Source organism: Rhizobium sp. 10PS4 (genome assembly GCF_032464805.1).
Taxonomy (GTDB): Bacteria; Pseudomonadota; Alphaproteobacteria; order Rhizobiales; family Rhizobiaceae; genus Rhizobium; species Rhizobium laguerreae.
This window is the reverse complement of record NZ_JAWDIW010000006.1, coordinates 181,412-207,043: the sequence shown is the minus strand read 5'-3', so window position 1 is coordinate 207,043 and position 25,632 is coordinate 181,412. Positions and strand designations below refer to the sequence as shown.

Here is a 25,632-nt window from a genome sequence, read left to right as displayed (position 1 = left end):
TCTTCTCTGCTGCATAGCTCCCTAAATCGAAATCGGGAGTTATGCAGCAATTCAAAGTGTTACAGCGTCCTTTGCGCGTCTGAAAAAGACGCGCGGCGCTGTAATTTGCCAAGCCGGCCGCAGCATTATATGGCTGGATCTCAGCCGCCTCCGACATTGCAGAGGCCGGCGATCGGCTCTCTCGGGTGTAAAATGGCGCGTGCCTTTCTTTTCGTTCTGGATTCTTTCGGCGTCGGCGGAGCGCCGGACGCGGCGGCCTATGGCGACGAGGGCGCCGATACGCTTGGCCATATCGCCGAGTTCTGCGCAGCCGGAGCCGCAGACCGCGCCGGATTGCGCCAAGGGCCGCTTTCCCTGCCCAACATGTCGGAACTCGGGCTGATGCATATCGCGCGATCCGCCTCCGGCAGGTTTCCGGCCGGCATGCCTCTCCCGGAGAAGGTCTACGGCATTTATGGTGCTGCCACCGAAGTTTCCCGCGGCAAGGATACGCCGTCGGGCCATTGGGAGATCGCGGGAACACCTGTCAGTTTCGATTGGGGATACTTCCCGATAGAGGGCGACGCCTTTCCTCAGGAATTCATCGAGGCGCTGTGCAGGGAGGCTGACGTGCCCGGCATCCTCGGCAACTGCCATGCCTCGGGAACGGAGATCATTGCCCGGCTCGGCGAGGAACATATCCGCACCGGCAAGCCGATCTGCTATACCTCCTCGGATTCGGTCTTCCAGGTCGCGGCGCACGAGGTGCATTTCGGCCTCGATCGTCTGCTCGCCTTCTGCCGTCTAGCCCGGGGGCTGCTCGATCCCTACAATATCGGCCGCGTCATCGCCCGGCCTTTCATCGGCCAGTCGGCCTCTACTTTCCAGCGCACCGGAAACCGGCGCGACTTCTCCGTCCTGCCGCCGGAGCCGACGCTGCTCGATCGGCTGATCGAGCATGGCCGGCATGTGCATGCTGTGGGAAAGATCGGCGACATCTTCGCACATCAGGGCATTTCCAGGGTCATCAAGGCGAATGGCAACGAGGCGCTGATGGATGCGTCGCTCTCGGCGATCGACGCGGCTGAGGACGGCGATCTCGTTTTCACCAATTTCGTCGATTTCGACATGATCTACGGTCATCGCCGCGACGTGCCGGGTTATGCCGCAGCACTCGAAGCCTTCGATGCGCGCTTGCCCGAAGTCCACAAGAAACTGAAGCCCGGCGATCTGGTCGTGCTCACCGCCGATCATGGCTGCGATCCGACCTGGCGCGGCACGGACCATACGCGCGAGCGCGTGCCTGTCATCGCTTATGGCCCCGGCATCCGGTCTCGTTCGATCGGCGTGCGCCGCAGCTATGCCGATATCGGCGAGAGCATCGCGCGGCATCTCGGCATCCCGGCCGGACCGCACGGGAGGAGTTTTCTGTGACATCGCATTTGAAGAAGGTCGAACTGCACTGCCATCTGGAGGGTGCGGCACCGCCAGCTCTGACCGCGGCGCAGGCACGGAAATATGGCGTCGACATCAGTGCGGAGCTTCGCGACGGCGCCTATATCTGGCATGATTTCGCAAGCTTCCTCGAATGTTACGACAAGGTTTCCGAGGTCTACAGAACCGAGGAGGATTATGCGCTTCTGACCGAAACCTATCTCGACGAACTCGCCGGCATCGATACGATCTACAGCGAGCTCATCGTTTCGCCCGAACACGGCAAGCGCATCGGGCTGGGAGCCGACGCCTATATATCCGGTATCTGCGAAGGCATCCGGCGGGCCAGGGAAAAGAGCGGCATCGAGGCCCGGCTGATCGTCACCGGCGAGCGGCATTTCGGTCCGGAAAGCGTAATCGGCGCTGCCGAATATGCAGCAAAGGCGGACAATCCTTTGATTACCGGCTTCAACCTTGCCGGCGAAGAGCGCATGGGCCGTGTGGCCGATTACGCACGCGCCTTCGATATCGCCCGCGATGCCGGCCTGGGGCTGACCATTCATGCCGGCGAGGTCTGCGGCGCCTTCAGCGTTGACGACGCGCTCAATGCGGTGCGCCCCTCGCGGATCGGCCACGGCGTGCGCGCCATCGAGGATCTCGACCTAGTGAAGCGGCTTGCCGACCTCGGCACCGTGCTCGAGATCTGCCCGGGCTCCAATATCGCGCTCGGGGTGTTTCCCGATTTCGCGTCCCATCCGCTGCGGCGACTGAAGGAAGCGGGCGTGCGGGTGACGATCAGCTCGGACGATCCGCCATTCTTCTATACTTCACTGAAGCGGGAATATGAACTTGCCGCCGGAGCTTTCGGCTTCAGCGACGCCGAGATCGATGCGATGACGCGCACGGCGATCGAAGCGGCCTTCGTCGACGAGCAGACGCGCAAGGACTTGCTCGCCCGGCTTTAAAGACCCCAGAGGCTGGGGAAGATCGACGCAAATTGGCCGCCACTCTTGCGGTCGGGCCAATTTCCGTGAAAGAAACATTCGATAGAAAGAATGAAAGGCTTCCCCATGGACGGCGTCACGGTCATCGATCATCCGCTTGTGCAGCACAAGCTCACCATCATGCGGCGCAAGGAGACATCGACGGGAAGTTTCCGGCGTTTGCTGCGCGAAATCTCGACGCTGCTCTGCTACGAAGTGACCCGCGATCTCGAACTGACGATGGAAACGATCGAGACGCCGCTGCAAACGATGGAATCGCCGATCCTCGAGGGCAAGAAGCTGGTCTTCGCCTCGATCCTGCGCGCCGGCAACGGGCTGCTCGAAGGCATGCTCGATCTCGTGCCGTCCGCCCGCGTCTCGCATATCGGCGTCTACCGCGACCACGAGACGCTGCAGCCGGTCGAGTATTACTTCAAGGCGCCGGAGGACGTGGCCGAAAGGCTGATCATCGTCGTCGACCCGATGCTTGCGACCGGCAATTCCTCGATCGCGGCGATCGACAAGCTCAAGGAGCGCGGCGCCCACAATATCCGCTTCCTCTGCCTGCTTGCCGCGCCGGAAGGCATCCGCAACTTCCGCGCCGCGCATCCCGATGTTCCCGTCTTCACCGCATCGATCGACAGTCATCTCAACGAGAAGGGCTACATCATGCCCGGCCTCGGCGATGCCGGCGACCGTATGTACGGCACCAAGTAATTTCAGCCTTCCTTTACCAAATCGAAAGACTTTACGGCCCGGAGGTTCGTTCCGGGCCTTTTGGCGTCGATCTTAGCAACTTATCAGCACTTGAGGTTTAGCAAGCTTGGAGCATGAGGCCCTGCATGAAGCCGGGTTTATACAGGAAGGATTTCTGTTTCATGCTCGTGCGTACCGTCCTATTCGCCAGCATCGCCGCAGTGCTCGCCACACAGGTGCCTTCCTTCTTCGGAAGCACCAGCCAGCAGCCCGCTGACGCTCTCTCCGCCAATTACGTATCGACCCAAACCGAGCAGCCGGTCGCACCGGAGCCGGCCTACGGCAGCAATGCGATCCGCCTTCAGGCCGATGCGCAGGGCCATTATACCGGCAGCTTCAAGATCAACGGCAAGCCGGTGCAGGGCCTGATCGATACCGGCGCCACCTATGTGGCGCTCAACGAGACGCTCGCCCGCCGGCTGGGCTTCACCGCCAGCCAGCTCGATTTCCGCTATGGGGTGAACACCGCGAACGGCCGGACGAAGGCCGCGCATGTGACGCTCGACCGGGTCGAGATCGGCGGTATTCGCGTGCGTGAGGTTGAAGCCTTCGTCCTGAAGGACGATGCGCTGACGACGACGCTGGTCGGCATGAGCTTTTTGCAGAAGCTCGCCTCCTATTCCGTCGCCGACGGTTCGCTCAGCCTCAAGCAGTAAACCGCGTCAGATCAGGCCGGCAATTACCGGTGTCAGCTCCGGCTTGTCCTCGGTGATGCGATAGTGCGCGGCAAGTGCCGCAGCTGCCCTTTCCGCCGCGGCTTCGTCGGCGGCATGAACCAGCGCGATCGGTTCGCCGGCATTGACGCGGGTGCCGAGCGGCAGGAGTTCGGAGAAGCCGACGCGATGATCAATCCGGTCCGCCGGATGGCGTCTTCCGCCGCCAAGATCGATGACACTGACCCCGATACCGCGCGCATCGCAGGCGGCAAGCCAGCCGGACCGGGCGGCCGGAACAGGCTTTGCGACCGGCGCCTTGGCCAGGTATCGGTCGGGGTTTTCGATGAGATCGGCCGGGCCGCCGAGCATGGACACCATGCGCGCGAAGACCTCGGCCGCCTTTCCCGATGACAGGGCTTGCCGCGCCATCCTCTCGGCTTCATCAGACGAGGCGGCGATACCGGATTTCACCAGCATCTCGGCGGCGAAAGCAAGAACGACGGTCTCAAGCCGCGTGTCGGCCTTCCTGCCCGCCAGGAAATCCAGGCAGTTGCGCATTTCGACAGCATTGCCGGCACTATCGGCGAGCGGTTGGTTCATGTCAGTGATCAGGGCCGAGGTCTTCACGCCTGCGCCATTGGCCACCTCGACCAGTGACTGCGCCAGGATCTCCGCCTGGCCGCGATCGGCCATGAACGCGCCGTTGCCGACCTTGACGTCGAGCACCAGCGTCTCGAGCCCCGCCGCAAGTTTCTTCGAGAGGATAGAGGCAGTGATGAGGGGAATGGAATCGACGGTGGCGGTCACGTCGCGCACGGCATAGAGCCTGCCGTCGGCGGGCGCCAAGGTCCCGGTCTGGCCGATGATGGCGCATCCCGCCTCCTTCACGACCTTGTGGAACAGGTTCGCATCCGGGGTGATCATATAGCCGGGAATGGATTCGAGCTTATCCAGCGTGCCGCCGGTATGGCCGAGGCCGCGCCCGGAGATCATCGGAACGGCGAGGCCGCAGGCAGCGGCGATCGGCGCCAGCATCAGCGAAACATTGTCGCCGACGCCACCGGTCGAATGCTTGTCGGCGATCGGGCGATCGATATCGGCCCATTGCAGCCTGTCGCCGGAATCGGCCATCGCCAGCGTCAAGGCCACGATTTCGGTCCGCGACATGCCCTTGAACCAGACGGCCATGGCGAATGCGCCGATCTGACCTTCCGACAACTGACCGGCGGCGAGTGCCGCGACGAAGGAGCTGATCTCGGCGGCGTCGAGTTCGTCGCCATCGCGCTTACGCCGGATGATCTCCTGCGGAATCATTTCAGTAGCCCGACGCCGCAGCCGGGGCCGACTGTGTTCCGCTCAGAACCGCCAGGATATCGTCGAGCAGGTCGGAAGCGCCGAAGCGGAACGTCGACGGCATCGCCCAGTCCGGTGTCATGATGGTCTCGGCAAGGCTCAGATAGAGCGCGGCATCGGTCACCGAGCCGATGCCGCCTGATGGCTTGAAGCCGACCTTGCGTCCACTTTCACGAATGGCGCGGATCATGATGTCGGCGGCTTCGAGCGTCGCATTTACGGCGACCTTGCCGGTCGAGGTCTTGATGAAATCGGCGCCGGCTTCGATGGCGAGTTCGGAGGCACGGCGGATCAATGCGGCATCCTTCAGCTCGCCAGTCTCGATGATGACCTTCAGCAGGACGGGGCCGGCGCATTCGGCGCGCACGGCCTTGACCATGTCGGTCACCGCCTTCTCATTGCCGGCGAGCAACTTGCGGTAGGGGATGACGAGATCGATCTCATCGGCACCATCGGCAATCGCCTCGCGTGCTTCGGCAGCGACATCGGCTACTTCCATATCGCCGGAAGGGAGGTTGACGACGGTCGCGATACGCACGGCGTGCCCAGTGCCAAGGATAGTGCGGGCCTGAGCGACGAACCGCGGCCAGATGCAGATCGCAGCGCTAGTGCCGTAGGGCGTCTGCGCACGGGCGCATAGCGCGTCGATCTGCGCCTCGGTGCAATCATCCCTCAAATTGGTGAGATCGAGAAGAGAAAGGGCGACAGCCGCTGTCTCCCGGTTGGAATGGCTATTCATCTTCGCTTCCTCTAGATCATGAAGCCGCAAAGTATGCGCGGTTTCGGCACCATGTTCTAACTATTAGAACAGGATTCGGATTTTAGGCCGACCCGGCCTAAAATCATCCTGTTCCAGCCGCAATCATGTCTTTCAATATCGCGGCGAGACAGGCGCCGCCGATGGGCGCCATGTCCTTGGTTTCTTCATGGCTGAGCTCATTGCCGGTCATGCCTGCCCCATAGTTGGTGATAACGGAGGCGGCTGCAACCCTCAGGCCCAGCATTCTTGCGATGATGACCTCGGGCACCGTCGACATGCCGACGGCATCGGCGCCCAGGATGCGCGCCATACGGATTTCGGCCGGCGTTTCGAAGCTTGGGCCGGAGAACCACATATAGACACCCTGCGCCAGCTCGATTTTAAGCTTTGCCGCTGCCCTTCGCATCGCCGCGGCAAGGCCCGCATCATAGGCATTGGTCATGCCGACGAAACGATGATCGCTTTCCTCGCCGATCAGCGGGTTCATGCCGGAATAGTTGATGTGATCGGTGATCTGCATCACCGAACCGGGCGGCATGTCGTCGCGCAGCGATCCGGCCGAATTGGTGAGGATCAGCGCTTCGACGCCGAGCGCCTTCAGCACCTCGATCGGCAGGCGCATGGCATTGGCATCGCCCTTCTCGTAATAATGCACGCGGCCGGAGAGCATGACGACAGGCACGCCGCCGAGACGGCCGGCAACGACTTCGCCTGCATGGCCGGAGACGGCGCTGACGGGAAAGCCCGGCAGGTCGCGATAGGGAATACGGACGGCGCCCTCCAGCTGGCTAACAAGGGAACCGAGGCCGGAGCCGAGCACGATGCCGTGGCGCGGTTTGATGGCGCCGACCAATGCGGCGAGCAGGTCGACCGTCGCCTTCATCCGAGTTCGGTCTCGAAGCTGAAGGGAAGAAGCTCTTCCATCGTCATGGTCTTCTTCACGCCCGCCTCATCGCAGAGGTAGATCTTCGTCTCCTTGGAGGCAAATTCGGAGATCTTCTGGCGGCAACCGCCGCAGGGCGGGCAGAGCGGGAGTTTTTCGGCAATGACCGCCATTTCGACGATCTTCTTGGCGCCGCCCATGATCATGGCGCCGATCGCCGTCGGCTCGGCGCACCACCCTTGCGGAAAAGAGAGGTTTTCGATGTTGGCGCCGGTATAGACCTTGCCGTCCTCGGCGCGGATCGCCGCGCCAACCGGGAATTTCGAATAGGGTGCATGGGCAAAGGCCATGGCGCCGCGGGCGGCTTCGAACAGATCGTGAGACATATCAACGCTCCTTCGTATAGGGCACACCGCCGGCTTTCGGCGGGGTCGCGACGCCGATGAAGCCGGCAAGCAGGACACAGGTAAGGACATAGGGCAGCGCCTGGAAGACCTGAACCGGCACTTCGCCGATCAGCGGCACCTGCTTTCCCTGCATGAAATTTGCCAGCGCATCGAGAAAGCCGAAGAGCAGGCAGGCAAACATGACTGGCACCGGCTTCCACTTGGCAAAGACGAGAGCGGCGAGCGCGATGTAGCCCTTGCCGGCCGACATGTCCTTGATGAAGGCGGCGGACTGGGCGATGGCCAGATAGGTGCCGGCAAAGCCGCAGAGAATGCCGGCACACATGACGGCGCGGTAGCGCAGCCAGGCAACGGAAATACCTGCCGTATCGACCGCGCCCGGATTTTCGCCGACGGCGCGCAGGCGCAGGCCGAAACGTGTGCGGTAAAGCACCCACCAGGAAAACGGTACGGCGAGGAAGGCGAGGTAGGTGAGGATATTGTTGCCGGATATGACATTGGCATAAAGCGGGCCGATGATCGGAATGTCGCGGGCGGCGTCGGCGCCCGGCAGGATGATCGGCGCAAAGCGCGAACCCGGCGCCAACTGCGGCGTGCGCCCGCCCTGGCCGAACCAGGCCTGACCGAGCACGATGGTGATGCCGGCAATGAAGAAGTTGATCGCCACACCTGACACAATCTGGTTGCCGCGATTGGTGATGGAGGCAAAGCCATGCACCAAGCTCAGCGCCACCGAGCAGAGGATGCCGGCACCGAGACCGAGCCAGGCCGAATCGGTGAGATAGGCGACGCAGGCTGCGGCAAAGGCCGAGCCCAGCATCTTGCCCTCCAGGCCGATATCGAAAATGCCGGCGCGTTCCGAAAACAGACCGGCAAGGGCGGTGAAGATCAGCGGGATCGACAGGCGGATGGTGGAGGCTAGAACGCTGATGAAGATGTCATAATAATCCATCGCCCGCTCCTTAACCGCGCTTGAACTGCTGATAGAGGCGCACCATCGCCGGCCGGAACATATATTCCAGCGCGCCGGCAAAGAGGATCACCAGACCCTGGATGACGAGGATCATCTCGCGTGTGATATTCGGCATTTCGAAGGAGATCCAGTCGCCGCCCTGATAGAGGATGCCGAAGAGGATTGCCGCCAGGATGATGCCGAGCGGATGATTGCGGCCCATCAGCGATACGGCGATGCCGACGAAGCCGGCGCCGCCGACGAACCCCACCTGCAGGCGGGCGGAGGCGCCCATAACCGGATTCAGCGCCATCATGCCGGCCAGCGCGCCGGAGAGCATCATCGCGATCATCACGATTCGTACGTAGGGAATACCGGCATATGAAGCAGCTGTCGGACTGACGCCTAGCGTGCGCATCTCGAAGCCAAGTTTCGTGCGCCAGATTAAAAGCCAGACGACGTAGCACATAACCAGCGCAATGATGAAAGAGACGTTTAACGGGGCAGCACCCAGCTTTGTCCCGAATATTTCCATCAGCCATGTTAGCTTCGGCAACTGCCCACCCTCGAGGAATGTGCGTGTTTCCGGCGCCATTTTGCCGGGCACGATCAATACGTGCACCAGCAGGTAGTTCATCAGCGAGGCGATGATGTAGTTGAACATGATCGTCGTGATGACGATATGGCTGCCCCGCTTCGCCTGAAGCCATGCCGGAATGAAGGCGGCAACCGCGCCGAAGAGTGCAGCGCCGACCACCGCAACCGGCATCGTCACATACCATGGCACGTAATTATCGAGCGAAAGCGCCACCAGTGCACAGCCGAGGCCACCCATGTAGGCCTGGCCCTCGGAGCCGATGTTGAAGAGACCGGCATGGATTGCCACCGCGACGGAAAGGCCGGTGAAGATGAAGCTCGTCGCGTAGAACAGCGTGAAGCCAATGAACTCGCCATTGCCGAGCGCACCCTCGATCAGCAGCGACAGCGCATCGAGAGGGCTTTCACCGATCAGCCAGACGACGAAGCCGGAGATCAGGAAGGCGACAGTGAGGTTCAAAATCGGGATGAGGCCGTAGTTGATCCAGTTTGGTAGCGGAACGGAAGCAGTGCTCATAAAGGCCTCACGCGGCAATGCCGGCCATCATCAGGCCGAGGGTCTGTTCACCGGCATCGGGCGTCTTCTCGCCGACGACATGGCCGGCAAACATGACAAGGATACGGTCCGAAAGGGAGCGGATTTCATCGAGCTCGACGGAGACGAGCAGGATCGCCTTGCCCGCATCGCGCATTTCGATGATCCGGCGGTGGATGAATTCGATAGCGCCGATATCGACGCCACGTGTCGGCTGGCCGATGATCAGCATCTTCGGATCGCGTTCGATCTCGCGGGCGACGACGATCTTCTGCTGGTTGCCGCCGGAGAAATTCGCCGTCTTAAGCCGCGGGTTTGGCGGGCGGATGTCGTACTTCTCGATCTTCTCCATCGCATCCTTGCGGATCGCTTCGAGATCGAGCAGCGGGCCTTTGCTGTAGGCCGGGCGGCGATGATAGCCGAGCACGGAATTTTCATATTCCTCGAATTTCAGCACCAGGCCCATATGGTGGCGGTCCTCGGGAATATGCGCGAGGCCGAGATCACGCAGGCGGGCGGGATCAGCCTTGTCGATCGTCTGGCCGTCGAGCAGGATTTCGCCGGAGGTCGGCTTGCGGATGCCGGCAATAGCCTCCAGCAATTCGGACTGGCCATTGCCGGCGACACCGGCGATGCCGACGATCTCGCCGGCGCGCACGTCGAAGGAGACATTGTCGACCATGGTGACGCCGCGATTGTCCTTGACCGTCAGGTTGCGGACGGACAGCACGGGAGATCCGGGGTTGGCCTCGCCCTTCTGCACGCGCAGCAGCACGCGGCGGCCGACCATCAGCTCGGCGAGTTCCTCCACCGTCGTCTCCGCCGTCTTGCGGGTCGCGACCATTTCGCCGCGGCGCATGACCGAGACCGTATCGGTGATCGCCATGATCTCGCGCAGCTTGTGGGTGATGAGGATGATCGTCTTGCCCTGGTCGCGCAGCACCTTGAGGATCCGGAAGAGATGATCGGCCTCTGCCGGCGTCAGAACGCCGGTCGGCTCGTCGAGGATCAGGATCTCGGCGCCGCGATACATCGCTTTCAGGATCTCGACACGCTGCTGCAGGCCGACCGGCAGCTCCTCGATCAGCGCGTCCGGATCGACCTCCAGGCCATATTCCGTTTCCAGCCGCTTGAGCTCGGCGCGGGCCGAGGCGACGCCCCTCGCCAACAGCATGCCGCCTTCGGCGCCAAGCATGATGTTCTCGAGCACCGTGAAATTATCGACCAGCATGAAATGCTGGTGCACCATGCCGATGCCGGTGGCGATCGCCGCCTGGCTGTCGCGGATGGTGACCGGATTGCCGTTGACCAGGATCTCGCCGCTATCGGCATGGTAGAAACCGTAGATGATCGACATCAGGGTCGATTTGCCGGCACCGTTTTCGCCGATGATGCCGTGGATCGTTCCCTTGGCAACGGTCAGGTTGATGTCCTTGTTGGCGTGGACGGCACCGAATTTCTTATCGATGCCGACAAGCTCGATAGCGGGCTTATCTGTCACTGCAGACTCCAAATAAGAAAAGGGCGTATGGCGAAAATCCCCTCCGCCATACGCCCGATCTCAATCGTCGATCACATACGGGCGCGGATCACTTCGGGCAAGCGTTGTCCGAGGTGTAATCGTGAACCTTGACGGTTCCCGCGATGATATCGGCCTTGGCCTTGTCGACGGCAGCCTGCATTTCCGGTGTGATCAGCGACTTGTTGTTGTCGTCGATCGCGGCGCCGACACCGTCTTCCTTGACGCCGAGCGCCTGGACACCGCCGGTGAACTTGTCGTTCTTGGTGTCGTTGTAGGCATTGTAGACGGCGAGATCGACGCGCTTGACCATCGAAGTCAGGACCGAGCCCGGATGCAGATGGTTCTGGTTGGAGTCGACGCCGATCGACAGCTTCTTGTTGTCGGCGGCGGTCTGCAGAACGCCGAGACCGGTGGCGCCGGCTGCCGCATAAACGACGTCAGCGCCCTGGTCGATCTGGTTCTTCGCCAACTCGCCGCCGCGGACCGGGTCGTTCCAGGCAGCGCCCGTCGTGCCGGTCATGTTCTGGAACACTTCGATATCGGCCTTGACGGAGCGTGCGCCCTGCTCGTAGCCGCATTCGAACTTGCGGATCAGCGGGATGTCCATGCCGCCGACGAAGCCGACCTTGCCGGTCTTGGAGGCCATGCCGGCGAGAACGCCGACGAGGTAGGAACCTTCTTCTTCCTTGTAGACAACCGAGCGGACGTTCGGCTTGTCGACGACGGAGTCAACGATGATGAACTTGGTGTCCGGGAATTCGGCTGCAACCTTCTCGATGGCCGAGGTCCAGGCGAAGGAAACGGCAACCACCGGATTGAACCCGCGGCTTGCGAAGTTGCGGATGGCCTGTTCGCCTTGGGTGTCGCCCGTCGGCTCGAAGTCGCGATAGGCAATGCCGGTCTCGGTCTTGAACTTCTCGGCGCCGTTATAGGCCGCCTCGTTGAAGGACTTATCGAACTTCCCGCCGGTGCCGTAAACCAGCGCCGGCTTGACATCGGCGGCAAGCGCCGTCGTCGACATGGCAGCCACGGCAAAGAGAGTGAGAAGGGATTTTTTCATTGTGCAGCCCTGTTGTTGCTATTCGTTAGGGGTCCTCCCGCAAGCCCTTTTCGGGCATGTCTGCGGAACCACCGACCTCCCCCCGGAGGCCTGGCTGCGTGCATCCTTGCATGGCTCACGGAAAAATTCACCAGAAATTTTTCAGGCGGTAAAGATTTGCAGCGATTGCCGAAAATCAGCTCTTCGGGACTGATTTTTGGACATTCTCTCCCTCAGAATGCGGATTTTCTAGCCAGCCCGGCGGTAGATACCGATGTCGAAGAGCAGGCTACGCCACCCGGATTTCTCACCGGGCCGTGCCGGCAAAACCACCTAGCTATGCGGTGAAGCGACCGGCCACCGGCGGCTTCTTGTAGCCGATCATCCACAGAAGCAGCGCGATCACCAGGAAAACGGCAAAGGCCGGCTGGAGCATCAGCCACTGGAAGATGAGGGTGTAGAAGCGCGGGTGGATATAATAGGAAAGGGAGGATTGCAGCGACGTCAGCGTCGTCGGGCTCACATCCTGCCAGGCATCGGAGATCGGCGTCATCACCACGGAGGACGCGGCAACCGATTGGATCGAATCGATGGTCCCGGCAATAACGGCCGCCGCAAGCGCGACAAGACTCGCCAGACGCAACAGGAAACGCATCAATTCCTCCGACGCTCGATATGCCGGACAATTCCGGCCGGCCGCGCCATTCTCCACCTTAGAGAATTACATAGTCATCGATGAGGTGAAGCACAATGGAGTGGTCGAGGCGAGTTTTATCGGAAGAAGTCAAAAAACTGTTAGATTTCGGTTGATCGGCAAAAATTCATCGGTATATATCGCGCCGTTCCGACGATTTGCTCCTACCCTGGGCGCGAACGCCAAAAAAGGACAGGTGGCCGAGTGGTTTAAGGCGCACGCCTGGAACGCGTGTGTACGTGAAAGCGTACCGTGGGTTCGAATCCCACCCTGTCCGCCATTTCTCTTTAAAACCCCCGATCCTTCCTTCGCACGGCCGTGCCAGCCTTCGTGACGATCTATTGTTTGTGGCGGCAGCCTCAACGCCCCTGCCGAGATTCCCGGACTTGCAGATATTGGAATGCCCGGCGGCGGCTCAGTATGATCACGACTAGCGCGTCGGCCCGAAAATCGGAATCGATTCGGGCCGACGCGTAGATTCAGAGTGTGCAGCGTCCTTTGCGCGTCTGAAAAGACGTGCGGCGCTGTAGGCCCTATTCGAAAATTTCCGAGACGCTCGTCGCTGCGACCGCATTCCCTTGACGTCCTCCGTTTGGAGGCCGCGGAGCCTCGGAACTCAGCAGTTTGCGAGCCAGGACGATCGAAACGTAGCACAGTCCGAATGTCGACGCCCATTGGCAAATCACCAGTATTGCCAAAGCGATGAGGTTCAGTTTTCCGTCCGAGAAGATGCTATCGGCTGTGTATGACATCGATGTTGCTGCCGTCATCAATATCAAAGCACCGATGAAGGGAAGAAACAGTCCGGCAAACAGCCGTAAAAAGGTGGGAACCAAACCGTGCTTCCCGCGGCTGAAGGCAGCTGAAAGCCCGCTTTTAGAGCCCGCAATTCCGGCAATAGGCCAGGTTCCGACAAGGGCAAGGAGCAGCGGAAGGATCATTGCGATTACCGCAAGACATAAGAGTAGAAATGCGTTCCTTGATAGAGAAGCGGCGCCGAATGCGACAGGGGCACCAATCCCGATTCCAATGACGACGAGGATGATAAGCAAGTTCTTCCAGATGTAGCCACCAAACCCACGCATGCCGCTGGTCAGGTTTGAAACTTTCCCGTCTCCATTTAATATTGCATTCTGGATGAAGAATCCAAAAGACAAAGAAACGAAAAATTGCGCTGAATTACTTTTGTTTCCACCGCTGTAATCATCAAAAGCGACCAATGCGCAATTGGCTGCAACAACAACACATACAAAAGACAGATTACGTCTTACAAAAGAAATCGCTTCACCGAACATTGCACCCCTGCCATCCCTCGCCTCTGGATGGAAGATATCGTCATTAAACATGGTGCTGTCAAACGTTGATCTTTCTTTTCAGCAAGTTCCCATACCGAACCCTGCAGAAGCCATCTTGGCCGTGTCGAGGTGTGGCGACGGTACCCGATTGACATCCCGACGACCTAAGATTCCTGATTTTTTACCATGCCGCTTCACCGCGTCTTTGCACGTTTGGGTTTATCTTTCTGCCAAACCAAAAAACGGAGATTAAACAGGTGGAAGAACTTTCGGTCAAATCGAAGATCATCAAATCCGTCTATTTCAGCCAGGAAGACGGGCGGCTCAGGATTTGCTTCAAGAATGGCGAGGAGCGGCTGTTCGAAGGCGTTCCCTCCTCGGAAGCCCATGCAATGACGGTGGCGCCCTCTCCAGGCCATTATTATCTCGACCGGATCAGAACCCGGTTTCGCAGATTGGCAGCCTGAAAACCCGATCCGAAACCGCCAGCGCGATTGCGGGAATGTCCGAGATCGCCACGAGACCGGTGGATATTAACCGGCTGTTAGCCCTAGATACCATCCGGGTTGGATCGCCGCTGTCGGAAAGCGGCAACGTGTCGGCGCTGCCGGCTTGTTCAAGATCGGCCAGCCGGGAGGCTCGGCGGCGGACCCCAGCCAGGAAGCCGAGCCTCCCCGTCACCGGTGCTCGGTGTGCGTGATGGCGAAGCGCATGAGCGGCTCTCGGACGTTGTTATGCTCCGCTTGTCTGATTGAGATGACGCCGGGCCGGTTGCGACCTGATCATCCCCGGGCTAGCGAATTGGGACTAATCCTGTGAAAAACCCGAATTATCGCATCCGGACTCGACAATGATTTATTAGAATGATTGCATAAATCGGGATAAAGACCGGGGGTAATGATGTTCGAGAATCTGCTTGAGATGCAGGCGCGTGGCGCACGGGACCGTGCGCGTGGCCGCAGCCTGGCCGACAATCCGATGTCGAAGCCGGATATCCTGCCGATCGCCGATTTTCAGGAATGGTACTCGATGTTTGATGCCTGGCGCTTCGGTTGGTCGATCGAGGATGCGATGGCGGGGCACATCAATATGCCCTGGGATAGCGGCACATTGGCCCAGACCTACACCAGAACGGTCTGATCGATCCTGTCCTCAGCGCCGAAGAATTTCAGGTAGCGTTCCACCTCGGCCGGGTCGCCGGTCGCCTTCTGCGGGTTGTCGGAGAGCTTCACCGCCGGACGGCCGTTGGCGTCGCTGACCTTGCAGACGACGGAGATCGGGTTGAGGCCGGAGATCTCGATCGGCGCGCAGCCGGAAAAATCGTTCGTCAGGTTCGTGCCCCAGCCGAAGCTCATGCGCACGCGGCCTTCGAAATGCCGGTAGGTATCGATGATGGCGTCGACATCGAGGCCGTCGGAGAAGATCAGCAGCTTCTGGCGCGGATCGCGGCCCATCTTCTTCCACCAGTCGACAATCTTCTCGCCGCCTTCGATCGGCGGGGCGCTGTCCGGGCGAAAGCCGGTCCAGTCGGCGACCCATTCCGGTGCGTCGCGCAGGAAAGCAGCGGTGCCAAAGGCATCGGGCAGCACGATCAGAAGGTTGCCGCCATAGAGCTTGTTCCAGTCGCGCAGGATCTTGTAAGGCGCGTTGCGCAACTGCTCGTCGGTTTCGGCAAGGGCGGCAGCCACCATCGGCAGCTCGTGAGCATTGGTGCCGACGGCCTCGAGATCGGAATCCATCGCCAGCAATACGTTGCTGGTACCGGCAAAGGCCGGGCCGATGCCTTCCTTCAGCGCCTCGACGCACCAGCGCTGCCAGAGGAAACTGTGGCGGCGGCGAGTGCCGAAATCGGAGATACGCAGGCCCGGCAATTCCTTCAGCCGTTCGACCTTCGACCACATCTTTGCCTTGGCGCGAGCATAGAGCACATCGAGGGTGAAGGGACCGAGCGCCTTCATCGCCGAGCGCGAGCGCAGCTCGTTGACGATGGCGAGCGCCGGGATTTCCCACATAGTGGTTTCCTTCCACGATCCGTGGAAATCCAGCACATACTGGCCGTCCTTCTTCGACAGCTCGTATTCGGGAAGCTGGAAATTGGAAAGCCAGGCAAGGAATTCCGGTTCGAAGATCTGCGCGCGACCATAGAAGCTGTTACCTGCAAGCCAGATCATTTCCTTCTTGGAAAGTCTCAGCGTGCGGGCATGATCGAGCTGCTCGCGCAGCTCGCCTTCGTCGAGCTCCTCGGCCAGACGCACCCGTTTGGTGCGGTTGATGAGGGTGAACGAAGCATTCACGTCCGGATAGAGCTTCCAGATCATCTGCAGCATCAAAAGCTTGTAGAAGTCGGTATCGATCAGGCTGCGGATGATCGGATCGAGTTTCCAGGCATGATTGTAGACGCGTCTTGCGATATCGGTCCTGGCCATCAAACTCCCGCCCCTGTCCACTCCGGTCAGGTGCTGCCAAATTCCCGGGTACTGCCAAGTTCCCAGCCGGCGCACAAAACCGGCTCGTGCGCCTTCTTATCGAAAAATCGGCGACTAAAGTCCAGACAAAACAATGAACGTCCCGCCGCAGTGTCGCGACGGGACGTGAACATGGTTTTGCTCACGATTATTGGGCCGGAGTTGCAGGCGCCACATTCGGAGCGGCCGGCGTGGTGTTCGGCGGTTCAGTTGGAACGGCAGTCCCGTTCTGTAGCGCCGGCGCGGGAGCCGGAGCAGGCTGCTGCGACTGAAGCTGCTGACCCGGCTGTTGCGGTGCCACTTCGTCTGCCTCGCGATTACCCCAGATTTCGACCGGGATCCAAACCACGAAGGCAAGCACCAACGCGACGATCAGCACCGTCAGGATGCGATAACCCATGCGTCCCTGCCTTGCCTTCACCGGCGGGATCTGCTGTTCCTTGTGAAGCTTGCCGTCCGACTTTTCCCAGCGTGTTTCCGTCTGATGGGCCATCATCGTCTCCTTCCGCTGTCTTGACGGGCCGATCCGGCCGCGAAGAATTTCCGCAGAAGAAACGGGTGGCTGTCTGGAAGGTTCCGAAAGCCTAAACTAAAGCGCGTCGCGATCTTTCAGATTCGCTCCTCGCGCTTTAGGTCCTTGTTTTTACGCATGTCGTTATCGCAAAACCGCTGCACACTTTTGCGCGACATGCTTTAGTAGCCGGCGGCGCGGTCGACCACGAATTGCAGCGGCTCGCCGCGCTCGAAACGAGCGATCTGCGTCTCGACATGACGGAACAGCGCGTTTTCTTCGGAGACCGCCGCATCGTGCGGCGTGATGAAGACGTTCTGCAAGTCCCACAATGGGTGGTCTGATGCAAGCGGTTCCGCCTCGAAGACATCCAGGGAAGCGCCGCCGAGGGTACCGTCACGGATGGCGGAGACGATATCGGCCTCGACCTGGCTCTTGCCGCGGCCGGCATTGATGAAGACCGGCTTTCCGAGCGCGCAGTCGCGGCGCAGCTTCGCAAACAGCCGGGCGTTATAGAAGCCTGTTGTTTCAGGCGTCAGCGGCAGCAGGCCGACGAGGATGTCGGTCCTTGCGAGGAAGCTGTCCAACTCGCTGGCATCGAAGGTTTCGACGCCATCGATCTGCTTGCGGTTGCGCGACCAGCCGATGACGTTGAACCCCATCACTCTCAGCTTGGCGACCGCATCCTGCCCGAGAATGCCGAGGCCCATGACGCCGACCGTCACTTCCGCCGCCTCCGGCGCGATCAATTTTGCCCATTGGCGCTGGCGCTGGTGGCTATCATGGGCGTATTGCCCGCGCAGATGCATCAGGCATTGCATGACCACCCATTCGCTCATGCGGGTCGTCAGGCTGCGGTCGACGAAGCGGACGATCGGGATCTCGGGCAGGCCCGCCATGCCGATGATATGGTCGACGCCGGCCCCACCCGAAAAGATCACTTTCAGGTTCGGCGCCCGCGCGAAAAGGTCGGCATCCGGTTTCCAGAGGAGCGCATATTCGACCGCGCGGAGATCGCGCGCCCGATCGGCCGGATCGGCGAGATTGATGCTGCCGCGGTCGGCAAAGGCCGTCTTCAGCACGCGGGCGACGCCTTCGGGATTGAACTTGATGTCGACGAGAACGGGGGGGCTTGCGGGCATGATCGTCTTTTATTGCTGTACGGCGGGTGTCGGCACCGCCTCGATGTTGAAAGCGGCGGCCATCAGCGCCCGGGTGTAATCGTCCTTCGGTGCGCGGAAGATTTCCGCTGACGGGCCCTGCTCCACCACCTTGCCGAAACGCATGACGATGACGTCGTTGGCGAGCGCCTTCACTACCTTCAGGTCGTGGCTGATGAAGAGATAGGCGAGATCGTGCTTCTTCTGCAGATCGCGCAGGAGATCGACCACCTGCGCCTGCACGCTCATGTCGAGCGCGGAGGTCGGCTCGTCGAGCATGACGAAGCGCGGCTTCAGCACCATGGCCCGGGCAATGGCGATGCGCTGGCGCTGGCCGCCGGAGAATTCGTGCGGGTAACGCCAGCGGGTCAGGGGATCGAGACCCACCTCCTCCAGCGCCCAGCAGACGCGCTGGTCGCGTTCTTCTGATGTCAGCGAGCGCTCATGCACCTTCAGCCCTTCGGCGACGATATCGCCGACCGACATGCGGGGGCTCAGCGATCCATAGGGATCCTGGAAGACGACCTGCAGCTGGTTGCGCAGCGGCCGCATCTCGCTGAATGAATAGCCGGCTATATCCTTGCCGACAAAGGCAATTCGCCCTTGCGAGGAGATCAGCCGTGTGAGCGCCAGGCCGAGCGTGGTCTTGCCGGAACCGGATTCGCCGACGACGCCGAGGGTCTGGCCGGCGCGCAGCGAAAGATCGATGCCGTCGACGGCCTTGACGTGATCGACGACGCGGCGCATCAGCCCTGATTTGATCGGGAACCAGACGCGGATGTCCGAACCTTCCATCACCAATGGTTTCGACGGATCGGCAAGCGGCGGCTCGCCGCGCGGTTCGGAGGCGAGAAGATGGCGGGTATAGTCATGCTTCGGATTGGAGAAGACCTCCTCGACGGTGCCGGTTTCGACGATCTTGCCCTTGGTCATAACGCAGACGCGATCGGCGAATTTGCGGACGATGCCGAGATCATGGGTGATGAACAGCAGCGACATGCCGTGGACGGCCTTCAACTGCCGGAGCAATTCGAGGATCTGCGCCTGCACGGTGACGTCAAGCGCCGTGGTCGGCTCGTCTGCAATCAGTAGCTCCGGCCGGTTGGCGAGTGCCATGGCGATCATGACGCGCTGGCGCTGACCGCCTGACAGTTCGTGCGGATAGGCCTTCAGCCGCTTTTCCGGTTCGCGGATGCCGACCTGGTTCAGCAATTCCAGCACGCGCTCGCGCGCCGGCTGGCCGGTAAGGCCCTGGTGCAGAGCGAGGATCTCGGCGATCTGCTTCTCGATCGTATGAAGCGGATTGAGCGAGGTCATCGGCTCCTGGAAGATCATGGTGATGTCGTTGCCGCGCACCTCCCGCAGGTCCCGCTCCGACGCCTTCAGGAGGTCCTTGCCCTTGAAGAAGATTTCGCCGGAGGGATGGCTCGCGGAGGGATAGGGCAAAAGCCGCAGGATCGAGTTGGCCGAGACCGACTTGCCGGAGCCGGATTCGCCGACCAGCGCCACGACCTCGCCTTTGGCGATATCGAAGGAGATATGATCGACGGCGAGCGAGGTTTCGCCGCCCTGATGAAAGGCAACCGAGAGATCGCGGACGGAAAGAAGGGGTTCTGTCATGTCGCTCATTGAAACGTCTTCCTCGGATCGAAGGCATCACGCACGGCTTCGCCGATGAAGATCAGCAGGGAAAGCATGATCGACATGGTGAAGAAGGCCGTCAGCCCGAGCCACGGCGCCTGCAGATTGGTCTTGCCCTGGGCGATCATCTCACCGAGCGAGGGGGAGCCTGGCGGCATGCCGAAGCCGAGGAAATCGAGCGAGGTCAGCGTCGTGATCGAGCCGGAGAGGATGAAGGGCAGGAAGGTCAGCGTCGCGACCATGGCGTTCGGCAGCATGTGCCGCCACATGATGGTGCGGTTGTTGACGCCGAGCGCGCGGGCGGCGCGGACATATTCGAAATTACGGGCGCGCAGGAATTCGGCGCGCACGATGCCGACGAAACCGACCCAGGAAAAGAGCAGCATGATGCCGAGCAGCACGAAGAAGCCTGGCGGCAAAATGGCGGCGATGATCAGCAGGATGTAAAGCACCGGCATCGACGACCAGATTTCGATGAGACGCTGCAGCAGGAGGTCGGTCCAGCCGCCGAAATAGCCCTGCACCGCACCTGCCGTGACGCCGATGATCGCCGAGCAGATGGTGAGCGCCAGGCCGAAGAGCACCGATATGCGGAAACCATAGATGACGCGGGCGAGCACGTCTCGGGCCTGGTCATCGGTGCCGAGCCAGTTGAGATTGCCGAGGGTGCAGGCGGGATCGTTCATCCCTTGCGGATAGCCGGCGCAGCGCTCCTCCTTCGTCATCAGCCAGAACGGGGCGGTGGGCGCCGAATGCGGAATGTTCGAATTGACCGAGCGGTAGGAATAACGGATCGGCGGCCAGACCATCCAGCCATTGGCGTTGATCTCGTCGGCAATCACCGAGGAACGATAGTCGGTTTCTGCGAGGAAGCCGCCGAACTTCTCCTCGGGATAGTCGATCAGCACGGGAAACAGGATTTCGCCCTTGTAGGAGGCGATGACCGGGCGGTCGTTGGCGAGGAATTCTGCAAACAGGCTTAGCCCGAACAGCAGCAGGAACAGCCACAGCGACCAGTAGCCGCGGCCGTTCGCCCGGAAATTCTTCCAGCGACGGATGTTGGTCGGCGACAGCAGCCCCTTGCGCGGCGGCTTGACGGGGGTTGCAGTGACAGGATTTGCGGCGGCGTCCATCAGACATCCCTCCGCTCGAAATCGATGCGCGGATCGATCCAGGTGTAGATCAGGTCCGAAATCAAGCTGACGAACAGACCGAGCAGCGAGAAGATGTAGAGTGTGGCGAAGACGATCGGATAATCCCGGTTGACCACAGAGAGATAGCCGAGACGGCCGAGGCCATCGAGCGAGAAGATATTTTCGATCAGCAGCGATCCGGTGAAGAAGGCGGAGATGAAGGCGCCGGGGAAACCGGCGATGATGATCAGCATGGCATTGCGGAAAATATGGCCGTAAAGCACCTGCCGCTCATTCAGACCCTTGGCGCGGGCGGTGACGACATACTGCTTCTTGATTTCCTCGATGAAGGAATTCTTGGTCAAAAGCGTCGTCGTCGCGAAGGCTGCAAGCGAAAGCGAGATCAGCGGCAGGGTGAGGTGCCAGAAATAATCGAGCGGCTTCTGCCACCAGGCGAGCTGATCGAAATTGTCGGAAACCAGGCCCCGCAGCGGAAACCAGTCGTAGAAGGAGCCGCCGGCGAAAAGTACGATCAACAGAATGCCAAAGAGGAAGCTCGGGACGGCGTAGCCGACGACGATGACACCCGAGGTCCAGACGTCGAAGGTCGATCCGTCCTTGACCGCCTTGCGAATGCCGAGCGGGATGGAAATGGCATAGGAGAAGATCAGGATCCAGATGCCAAGCGAGATCGACACCGGCAGCTTCTCCTTGATGAGGTCGAGCACGGAGGTGTTGCGGAAGAAGCTCTCGCCGAAATCGAAGCGGATGTAATTCCACATCATCTCGCCAAAACGCGTCAGCGGCGGCTTGTCGAAGCCGAACTGTTTTTCAAGCTTGGCGATCAGTTCCGGATCGAGCCCTTGGGCGCCGCGATATCTGGAGCCTTCGTCCCCTCCTCCGTCACCCATCAGGTCACCGCCACCGGACAGGCGCTGATCGGCGCCATCGGCCTGACCGGTCAATTGGGCGATCACCTGCTCGACCGGGCCTCCCGGTGCGAATTGAATGACGATGAAGGAAATCGCCATGATGCCGACGATGGTCGGGATCATCAGAAGCAGGCGGCGAATGACATAGGCGCCCATCAGCCTTCAGCCTCCGGAAATCTTCTTCTTGTCTGCCTGCCGTCCAGTCCGATGCTGCTCAATCCGCCAGCCTTCCCTTGCCGGCCGTACCGGCTTATCATTGATTCGCTTGCGCCATTTGGAGCCGAGGCCGCCTTCAATGCAAGCCCGCTCATTTCGCCGAGGTCGACCACCAGGCATCGGGGAAGCCTAGGCTATAGGCCGGGAATTCGGCGGGATGGGTGATCGTGTTCCAATAGACGATGTTCTGGGTACCGCGGTAGAACAGCGGAATGACGTAATGGTTTGCAAGCAGTACCCTGTCCATCGCCTTGATCGCCGCGACCTGCTCATCGCGGTTCGACGCGAAGATGATCATGCGAATGAGCTCATCGACGGCTGGATTGGCAATGCCTGCGTAATTTTGAGACCCCTGCTGATTGACCGAATCGGATCCCCAATAGTCGGCTTGCTCGTTGCCAGGGTTCATGGTCTGCGCCCAGACATTCCAGATCATGTCGTAATCGAAGCTGCGTTCGCGATTGACGGCTTGCGATGCATCGACCGTCCGGACTCGCGCATCTATGCCGATTTTCTTGAGATTGCTGGCATAGGGCACCGCCCAGCGCTCCAGCATGGGGCTCGACAACAGGATCTCGAAGCTCATCGGCTGACCGGTCTTGGTATTGACCATGCGATTGCCCTTGATCTCCCAGCCGGCTTCTTTGAGAAGCGCAATTGCCTTGCGGAGGTTATCACGGCTCTTCTGCGGATCGCCACCGACCGGATTGGCATAGGGCGTGGTAAAGATTTCTGCCGGAACCTTATCCTTCATGCCCTGCAGAATTTCCAGTTCTCTGCCCTGCGGAAGGCCGGACGAGGCGAGTTCGGTATTCCAGAAATAACTGTCGATGCGTTTGTAACTGTTAAAGGCAACGGTTCGGTTCAGCTCCTCAAAATCCAGTCCATAGTTCAGCGCCTCGCGGACCCTGATGTCCTTGAAGAGGTCACGTCGCATGTTGGGTACGAGAGCCTGCATGATGCCGGTGGCGCGTAGCGGATTTGCAACCTCCTCTTTTTTGACACGCCCTTCCTTCACTGCCGGAAAATCATATCCCGTCGCCCAGCGGGCAGCAGTCGTCTCCTGCCAGTAGTGGCTATTGCCGGCGCGAAAGGCTTCGAACTCGACGTCCCGATCACCAAAATAGGTGTAGATGACGTTGCGGAAATTGTTCTGGCCGACATTCACATTGAGGTCCTTGCCCCAATAGTCGTCACGCAGTTCATAGCGTATCGTCGCGCCGGGCGAGAAGGATGCAATCTTATAAGGTCCGGATCCCATCACCGGCTCAAGCGTCGTCTTTGAGATATCGCGGGGCTTGCCATCCGGCCCTTGCCCCTCCCACCAGTGTTTCGGCACGACGACCAACTGGCCGAGAATATTCGGGAGCTCGCGGTTGTTCTTCTCGTCGAAAGTGAAGGTGACGTCGCGTTCGCCGGTTTTCTCGGCCTTCGCGACGTGGCGGTAATAGTTCGCCGTGAGGGGATTTAATTCCTTGGTCTTATCCAGACTGAAGATGACATCCTCGGGCGTTACCGGCTGACCATCCGCCCATTTCGCTTCCTTGCGCAGGCGGAAGGTCGCGCTCGAGACGTCGGTGGGGAAGGACAGGCCTTCGGCGAGCAAGCCGTAGGAGACAAGCAGCTCGTCATCTGCCGCCTTCATCAGGGTGTCGTATACGAGCGTCAGGCCTACTCCCACCTGGCCTTTGGCAAGTACCGGGTTGAAGGTGTCGAAGGCCCCGCTCGCGGAGAGGCGCAGGTCTCCACCCTTCGGGGCATTAGGGTTCACATAGTCGAAATGAGTAAAGCCCGGCTTGTACTTCATCTCGCTGATGACCGAGCTTCCGATCTGAAACGGCTGGCCTTCAGCCAATGCCGTCCGCGGCGCCAGAGCACCCGCAAGCGACAGAAACAGACCGATTTTCGACCACAAAGCCGCCATTCCCATTTTCCCCTGAATATTGATGGATACGACAATACGAGAAATAGGGGCGAAAAACAGGAGAGAGTCTGGTTTTTGCCGGGCTCGCGAAATTTTGAGCCGCCAGCTCCTTTCAATGCCTGAGGCGCTGCGGCGTTCCGTCACCGGCCCCTCCTGCGCCCGTCCAGCCAAAACATCGATTCACCAAAATCGCTTTTCAGGATAGATTCGAGTGCAAATCACTTCGACATCGAATTAAGGGAACAGCATGGCTTTCGGCTTCGCCCAGGCTTTCAGGACATTAGGCACACTGGCGCTTGCAGGCGCGATCGGCGCAGGCCTTGCCGTTGGCGACGTCGGCGCTGAGCAGAAGACACCGAGCCCGGGCAGCGCCAAGGGGCAGTTCGGCGCCGTCGACCTGCCGACGCAGGGGCCGGCACAGCCGATCGGCTTTTACGCAAAGGGCTGCATGACGGGTGCGGTGGCGCTGCCGACCGACGGGCCGACCTGGCAGGCGATGCGGCTTTCGCGCAACCGTCGCTGGGGCAATCCGGCCATGATCGCGCTCTTGGAGCGGTTTTCGCAGGATGCGGTCAAATATGCCGGCTGGCCGGGCATCCTTGTCGGCGATATCGCGCAACCACGCGGCGGGCCGATGCTCAACGGCCATTCCTCGCACCAGATTGGCCTCGATGCCGATATCTGGTTTAGCCCGATGCCGGCGCGCCGCATGACGGCCGAGGAGCGCCAGGATCTGCCCTTCACCACCATGCTGCAGAAGGGCAAGTTCCTGACCGTCGACCCCAAGGTGTGGACTCAATCGCACGCGCGGCTGCTGATGCTCGCGGCGAGCTATCCCGAAGTGGAGCGCATCTTCGTCAATCCGGCGATCAAGAAGAAGATGTGCGACACCTGGGCCGGCGACCGCACCAACCTTGGTAAGCTCCGGCCGATATACGGTCATGACTCGCATTTCCACATCCGCATCAAATGCCCGCCGGGCGCTGCCGGATGCACGCCGCAAGCTCCTGTCCCCGCCGGCGACGGCTGCGACAAGTCGCTCGCCTATTGGTTCACGCCGGCGCCTTGGGCGCCGCCGAAACCGCCCAAGCCCGGTGCCAAGCCGCCCAAGCCGCCGCGTGAGATGATGGTCACCGATCTGCCCAACGCTTGCGCCGCCGCGCTCAACGCCGCTTCCGTCGCTTCGATGCAGGCCGCCACCTATGGCGGACCCTCCGCCGCAAGCGCGCTCGCCGCCGCTCCGGCAGCCGCGTCGGCTGACGGCGCCGATGGCGCGTTGCCGGATGTCGGCCCGGTTCCGAACGACAAGCCGGCGATCCAATGAAGGGGTGGATGCGCTGTCTTTCAAATCGCAGGCTCTTGGTATACAGCGGTCAAATCGATTGAACTGTGGGGGCGGGGATTCACTTCATGGCCGGCGGCAAATGCCTTGCGCTGATCGCGCATGACCAGAAGAAGGACGATATGGCGGCATTCGCCCGCGCCAACCGCGACATTCTCTCGCGCTGGAAGATCGTCGCGACGGGCACGACCGGCGGGCGGGTGCTCGACGCCGCTCCCGACCTCAACGTTACGAGGCTGAAAAGCGGACCGCTCGGCGGCGACCAGCAGATCGGCGCGCTGATTTCGACCGGCGAGGTCGACGCCCTGATATTTTTCGTCGACCCTTTGACGCCGATGCCGCACGATGTCGACGTGAAGGCGCTGATGCGGCTGGCGATCGTCTATGATATTCCGATGGCGCTCAACCACGCGACCGCTACAAAACTTCTTCCCACACTCGAAGCCTGATCAGCACGGAACCG

Annotated in this window: 25 protein-coding genes and 1 tRNA gene; 9 read left to right on the top strand and 17 right to left on the bottom strand. The window is 60.7% G+C overall.

Annotation, left to right across the window (positions count from 1 at the left end; all coding sequences use genetic code 11):
- Positions 1–192 precede the first annotated feature (192 nt).
- From RWJ89_RS13520 to RWJ89_RS13505, 4 genes are all read left to right on the top strand, one after another.
- Entirely contained in the window at positions 193–1,413 is a 1,221-nt protein-coding gene (locus tag RWJ89_RS13520; protein WP_168283196.1) for a phosphopentomutase, read from the top strand.
- Complete coding sequence (locus RWJ89_RS13515) at positions 1,410–2,378, top strand: adenosine deaminase (protein WP_316031025.1); 969 nt, start codon at positions 1,410–1,412, stop codon at positions 2,376–2,378. The genes RWJ89_RS13520 and RWJ89_RS13515 overlap by 4 nt, the downstream gene beginning before the upstream one ends.
- Positions 2,379–2,483: 105 nt before the next feature.
- On the top strand, positions 2,484–3,113 hold the full coding sequence (gene upp / locus RWJ89_RS13510) for a uracil phosphoribosyltransferase (protein ID WP_003544477.1): 630 nt from the start codon (positions 2,484–2,486) through the stop codon (positions 3,111–3,113).
- A gap of 125 nt (positions 3,114–3,238) precedes the next feature.
- Positions 3,239–3,808 carry a TIGR02281 family clan AA aspartic protease gene (locus tag RWJ89_RS13505; protein ID WP_316031024.1) on the top strand — a complete coding sequence of 190 codons (570 nt, stop codon included), beginning with the start codon at positions 3,239–3,241 and terminating at the stop codon, positions 3,806–3,808.
- A 6-nt stretch (positions 3,809–3,814) separates the two neighbouring features.
- On the opposite strand, the gene deoA is transcribed toward RWJ89_RS13505, so the two are convergent.
- The 9 genes from deoA to RWJ89_RS13460 form a co-directional block, all read right to left on the bottom strand.
- Positions 3,815–5,122 (bottom strand): thymidine phosphorylase, encoded by a 1,308-nt coding sequence (gene deoA / locus RWJ89_RS13500; protein WP_222062292.1) that lies wholly within the window; start codon positions 5,120–5,122, stop codon positions 3,815–3,817.
- A gap of 1 nt (position 5,123) precedes the next feature.
- Entirely contained in the window at positions 5,124–5,900 is a 777-nt protein-coding gene (gene deoC, locus RWJ89_RS13495) for a deoxyribose-phosphate aldolase (RefSeq protein WP_025396691.1), read from the bottom strand.
- A 103-nt stretch (positions 5,901–6,003) separates the two neighbouring features.
- Complete coding sequence (locus RWJ89_RS13490; RefSeq protein ID WP_168283201.1) at positions 6,004–6,804, bottom strand: purine-nucleoside phosphorylase; 801 nt, start codon at positions 6,802–6,804, stop codon at positions 6,004–6,006.
- Positions 6,801–7,190: a cytidine deaminase gene (locus RWJ89_RS13485; RefSeq protein WP_003544464.1), complete on the bottom strand. Its 390-nt coding sequence runs from the start codon at positions 7,188–7,190 to the stop codon at positions 6,801–6,803. The genes RWJ89_RS13490 and RWJ89_RS13485 overlap by 4 nt, the downstream gene beginning before the upstream one ends.
- Before the next feature lies 1 nt (position 7,191).
- Positions 7,192–8,163 carry an ABC transporter permease gene (locus RWJ89_RS13480; protein WP_222062289.1) on the bottom strand — a complete coding sequence of 324 codons (972 nt, stop codon included), beginning with the start codon at positions 8,161–8,163 and terminating at the stop codon, positions 7,192–7,194.
- A 10-nt stretch (positions 8,164–8,173) separates the two neighbouring features.
- Entirely contained in the window at positions 8,174–9,277 is a 1,104-nt protein-coding gene (locus RWJ89_RS13475) for an ABC transporter permease (protein WP_222062286.1), read from the bottom strand.
- A 7-nt stretch (positions 9,278–9,284) separates the two neighbouring features.
- Complete coding sequence (locus RWJ89_RS13470) at positions 9,285–10,796, bottom strand: ABC transporter ATP-binding protein (protein WP_131666582.1); 1,512 nt, start codon at positions 10,794–10,796, stop codon at positions 9,285–9,287.
- Between the two features lie 88 nt (positions 10,797–10,884).
- A complete protein-coding gene (locus RWJ89_RS13465) occupies positions 10,885–11,877 on the bottom strand; it encodes a BMP family lipoprotein (RefSeq protein WP_017962791.1) in 993 nt (330 codons plus the stop codon).
- A gap of 316 nt (positions 11,878–12,193) precedes the next feature.
- Positions 12,194–12,511, bottom strand: a complete 318-nt coding sequence (locus RWJ89_RS13460) for a hypothetical protein (protein ID WP_003544459.1) — start codon at positions 12,509–12,511, stop codon at positions 12,194–12,196.
- A 229-nt stretch (positions 12,512–12,740) separates the two neighbouring features.
- Between RWJ89_RS13460 and RWJ89_RS13455 the strand changes: the two genes are divergently transcribed.
- Positions 12,741–12,830: transfer RNA gene (locus RWJ89_RS13455), tRNA-Ser, on the top strand.
- A gap of 253 nt (positions 12,831–13,083) precedes the next feature.
- Here the strand turns inward: RWJ89_RS13455 and RWJ89_RS13450 are convergent.
- Complete coding sequence (locus RWJ89_RS13450; protein WP_231285013.1) at positions 13,084–13,896, bottom strand: hypothetical protein; 813 nt, start codon at positions 13,894–13,896, stop codon at positions 13,084–13,086.
- 206 nt (positions 13,897–14,102) lie between these two features.
- Here RWJ89_RS13450 and RWJ89_RS13445 point away from each other — a divergent pair, with 206 nt between their 5' ends.
- Together RWJ89_RS13445 and RWJ89_RS13440 are read left to right on the top strand one after the other, a co-directional pair.
- Positions 14,103–14,312 carry a KTSC domain-containing protein gene (locus tag RWJ89_RS13445; RefSeq protein WP_003555857.1) on the top strand — a complete coding sequence of 70 codons (210 nt, stop codon included), beginning with the start codon at positions 14,103–14,105 and terminating at the stop codon, positions 14,310–14,312.
- A 433-nt stretch (positions 14,313–14,745) separates the two neighbouring features.
- A complete protein-coding gene (locus RWJ89_RS13440; RefSeq protein ID WP_131666597.1) occupies positions 14,746–14,985 on the top strand; it encodes a CrpP-related protein in 240 nt (79 codons plus the stop codon).
- On the opposite strand, the gene pncB is transcribed toward RWJ89_RS13440, so the two are convergent.
- From pncB to RWJ89_RS13405, 7 genes are all read right to left on the bottom strand, one after another.
- Positions 14,967–16,271: a nicotinate phosphoribosyltransferase gene (gene pncB / locus RWJ89_RS13435; protein ID WP_168337785.1), complete on the bottom strand. Its 1,305-nt coding sequence runs from the start codon at positions 16,269–16,271 to the stop codon at positions 14,967–14,969. The two genes, RWJ89_RS13440 and pncB, sit on opposite strands and share 19 nt — an antisense overlap.
- A gap of 187 nt (positions 16,272–16,458) precedes the next feature.
- Positions 16,459–16,806: a hypothetical protein gene (locus tag RWJ89_RS13430; RefSeq protein ID WP_221999953.1), complete on the bottom strand. Its 348-nt coding sequence runs from the start codon at positions 16,804–16,806 to the stop codon at positions 16,459–16,461.
- A gap of 197 nt (positions 16,807–17,003) precedes the next feature.
- Positions 17,004–17,963, bottom strand: a complete 960-nt coding sequence (locus RWJ89_RS13425) for a 2-hydroxyacid dehydrogenase (protein ID WP_131666583.1) — start codon at positions 17,961–17,963, stop codon at positions 17,004–17,006.
- Between the two features lie 9 nt (positions 17,964–17,972).
- Positions 17,973–19,610, bottom strand: coding sequence for an ABC transporter ATP-binding protein (locus RWJ89_RS13420; RefSeq protein WP_131666584.1), 1,638 nt, complete (start codon positions 19,608–19,610; stop codon positions 17,973–17,975).
- Complete coding sequence (locus RWJ89_RS13415; RefSeq protein ID WP_131666585.1) at positions 19,607–20,755, bottom strand: ABC transporter permease; 1,149 nt, start codon at positions 20,753–20,755, stop codon at positions 19,607–19,609. Before RWJ89_RS13415 ends, RWJ89_RS13420 begins: the two co-directional genes overlap by 4 nt.
- Complete coding sequence (locus RWJ89_RS13410; RefSeq protein WP_017962784.1) at positions 20,755–21,843, bottom strand: microcin C ABC transporter permease YejB; 1,089 nt, start codon at positions 21,841–21,843, stop codon at positions 20,755–20,757. The genes RWJ89_RS13415 and RWJ89_RS13410 overlap by 1 nt, the downstream gene beginning before the upstream one ends.
- 151 nt (positions 21,844–21,994) lie before the next feature.
- A complete protein-coding gene (locus RWJ89_RS13405) occupies positions 21,995–23,827 on the bottom strand; it encodes an extracellular solute-binding protein (RefSeq protein WP_131666586.1) in 1,833 nt (610 codons plus the stop codon).
- A gap of 247 nt (positions 23,828–24,074) precedes the next feature.
- On the opposite strand from RWJ89_RS13405, the gene mepA reads away from it, so the two are divergent.
- Positions 24,075–25,151, top strand: a complete 1,077-nt coding sequence (gene mepA, locus RWJ89_RS13400; RefSeq protein ID WP_131666587.1) for a penicillin-insensitive murein endopeptidase — start codon at positions 24,075–24,077, stop codon at positions 25,149–25,151.
- An 86-nt stretch (positions 25,152–25,237) separates the two neighbouring features.
- Positions 25,238–25,618 (top strand): methylglyoxal synthase, encoded by a 381-nt coding sequence (locus RWJ89_RS13395; RefSeq protein WP_131666588.1) that lies wholly within the window; start codon positions 25,238–25,240, stop codon positions 25,616–25,618.
- The last annotated feature ends 14 nt before the right edge of the window (positions 25,619–25,632 follow it).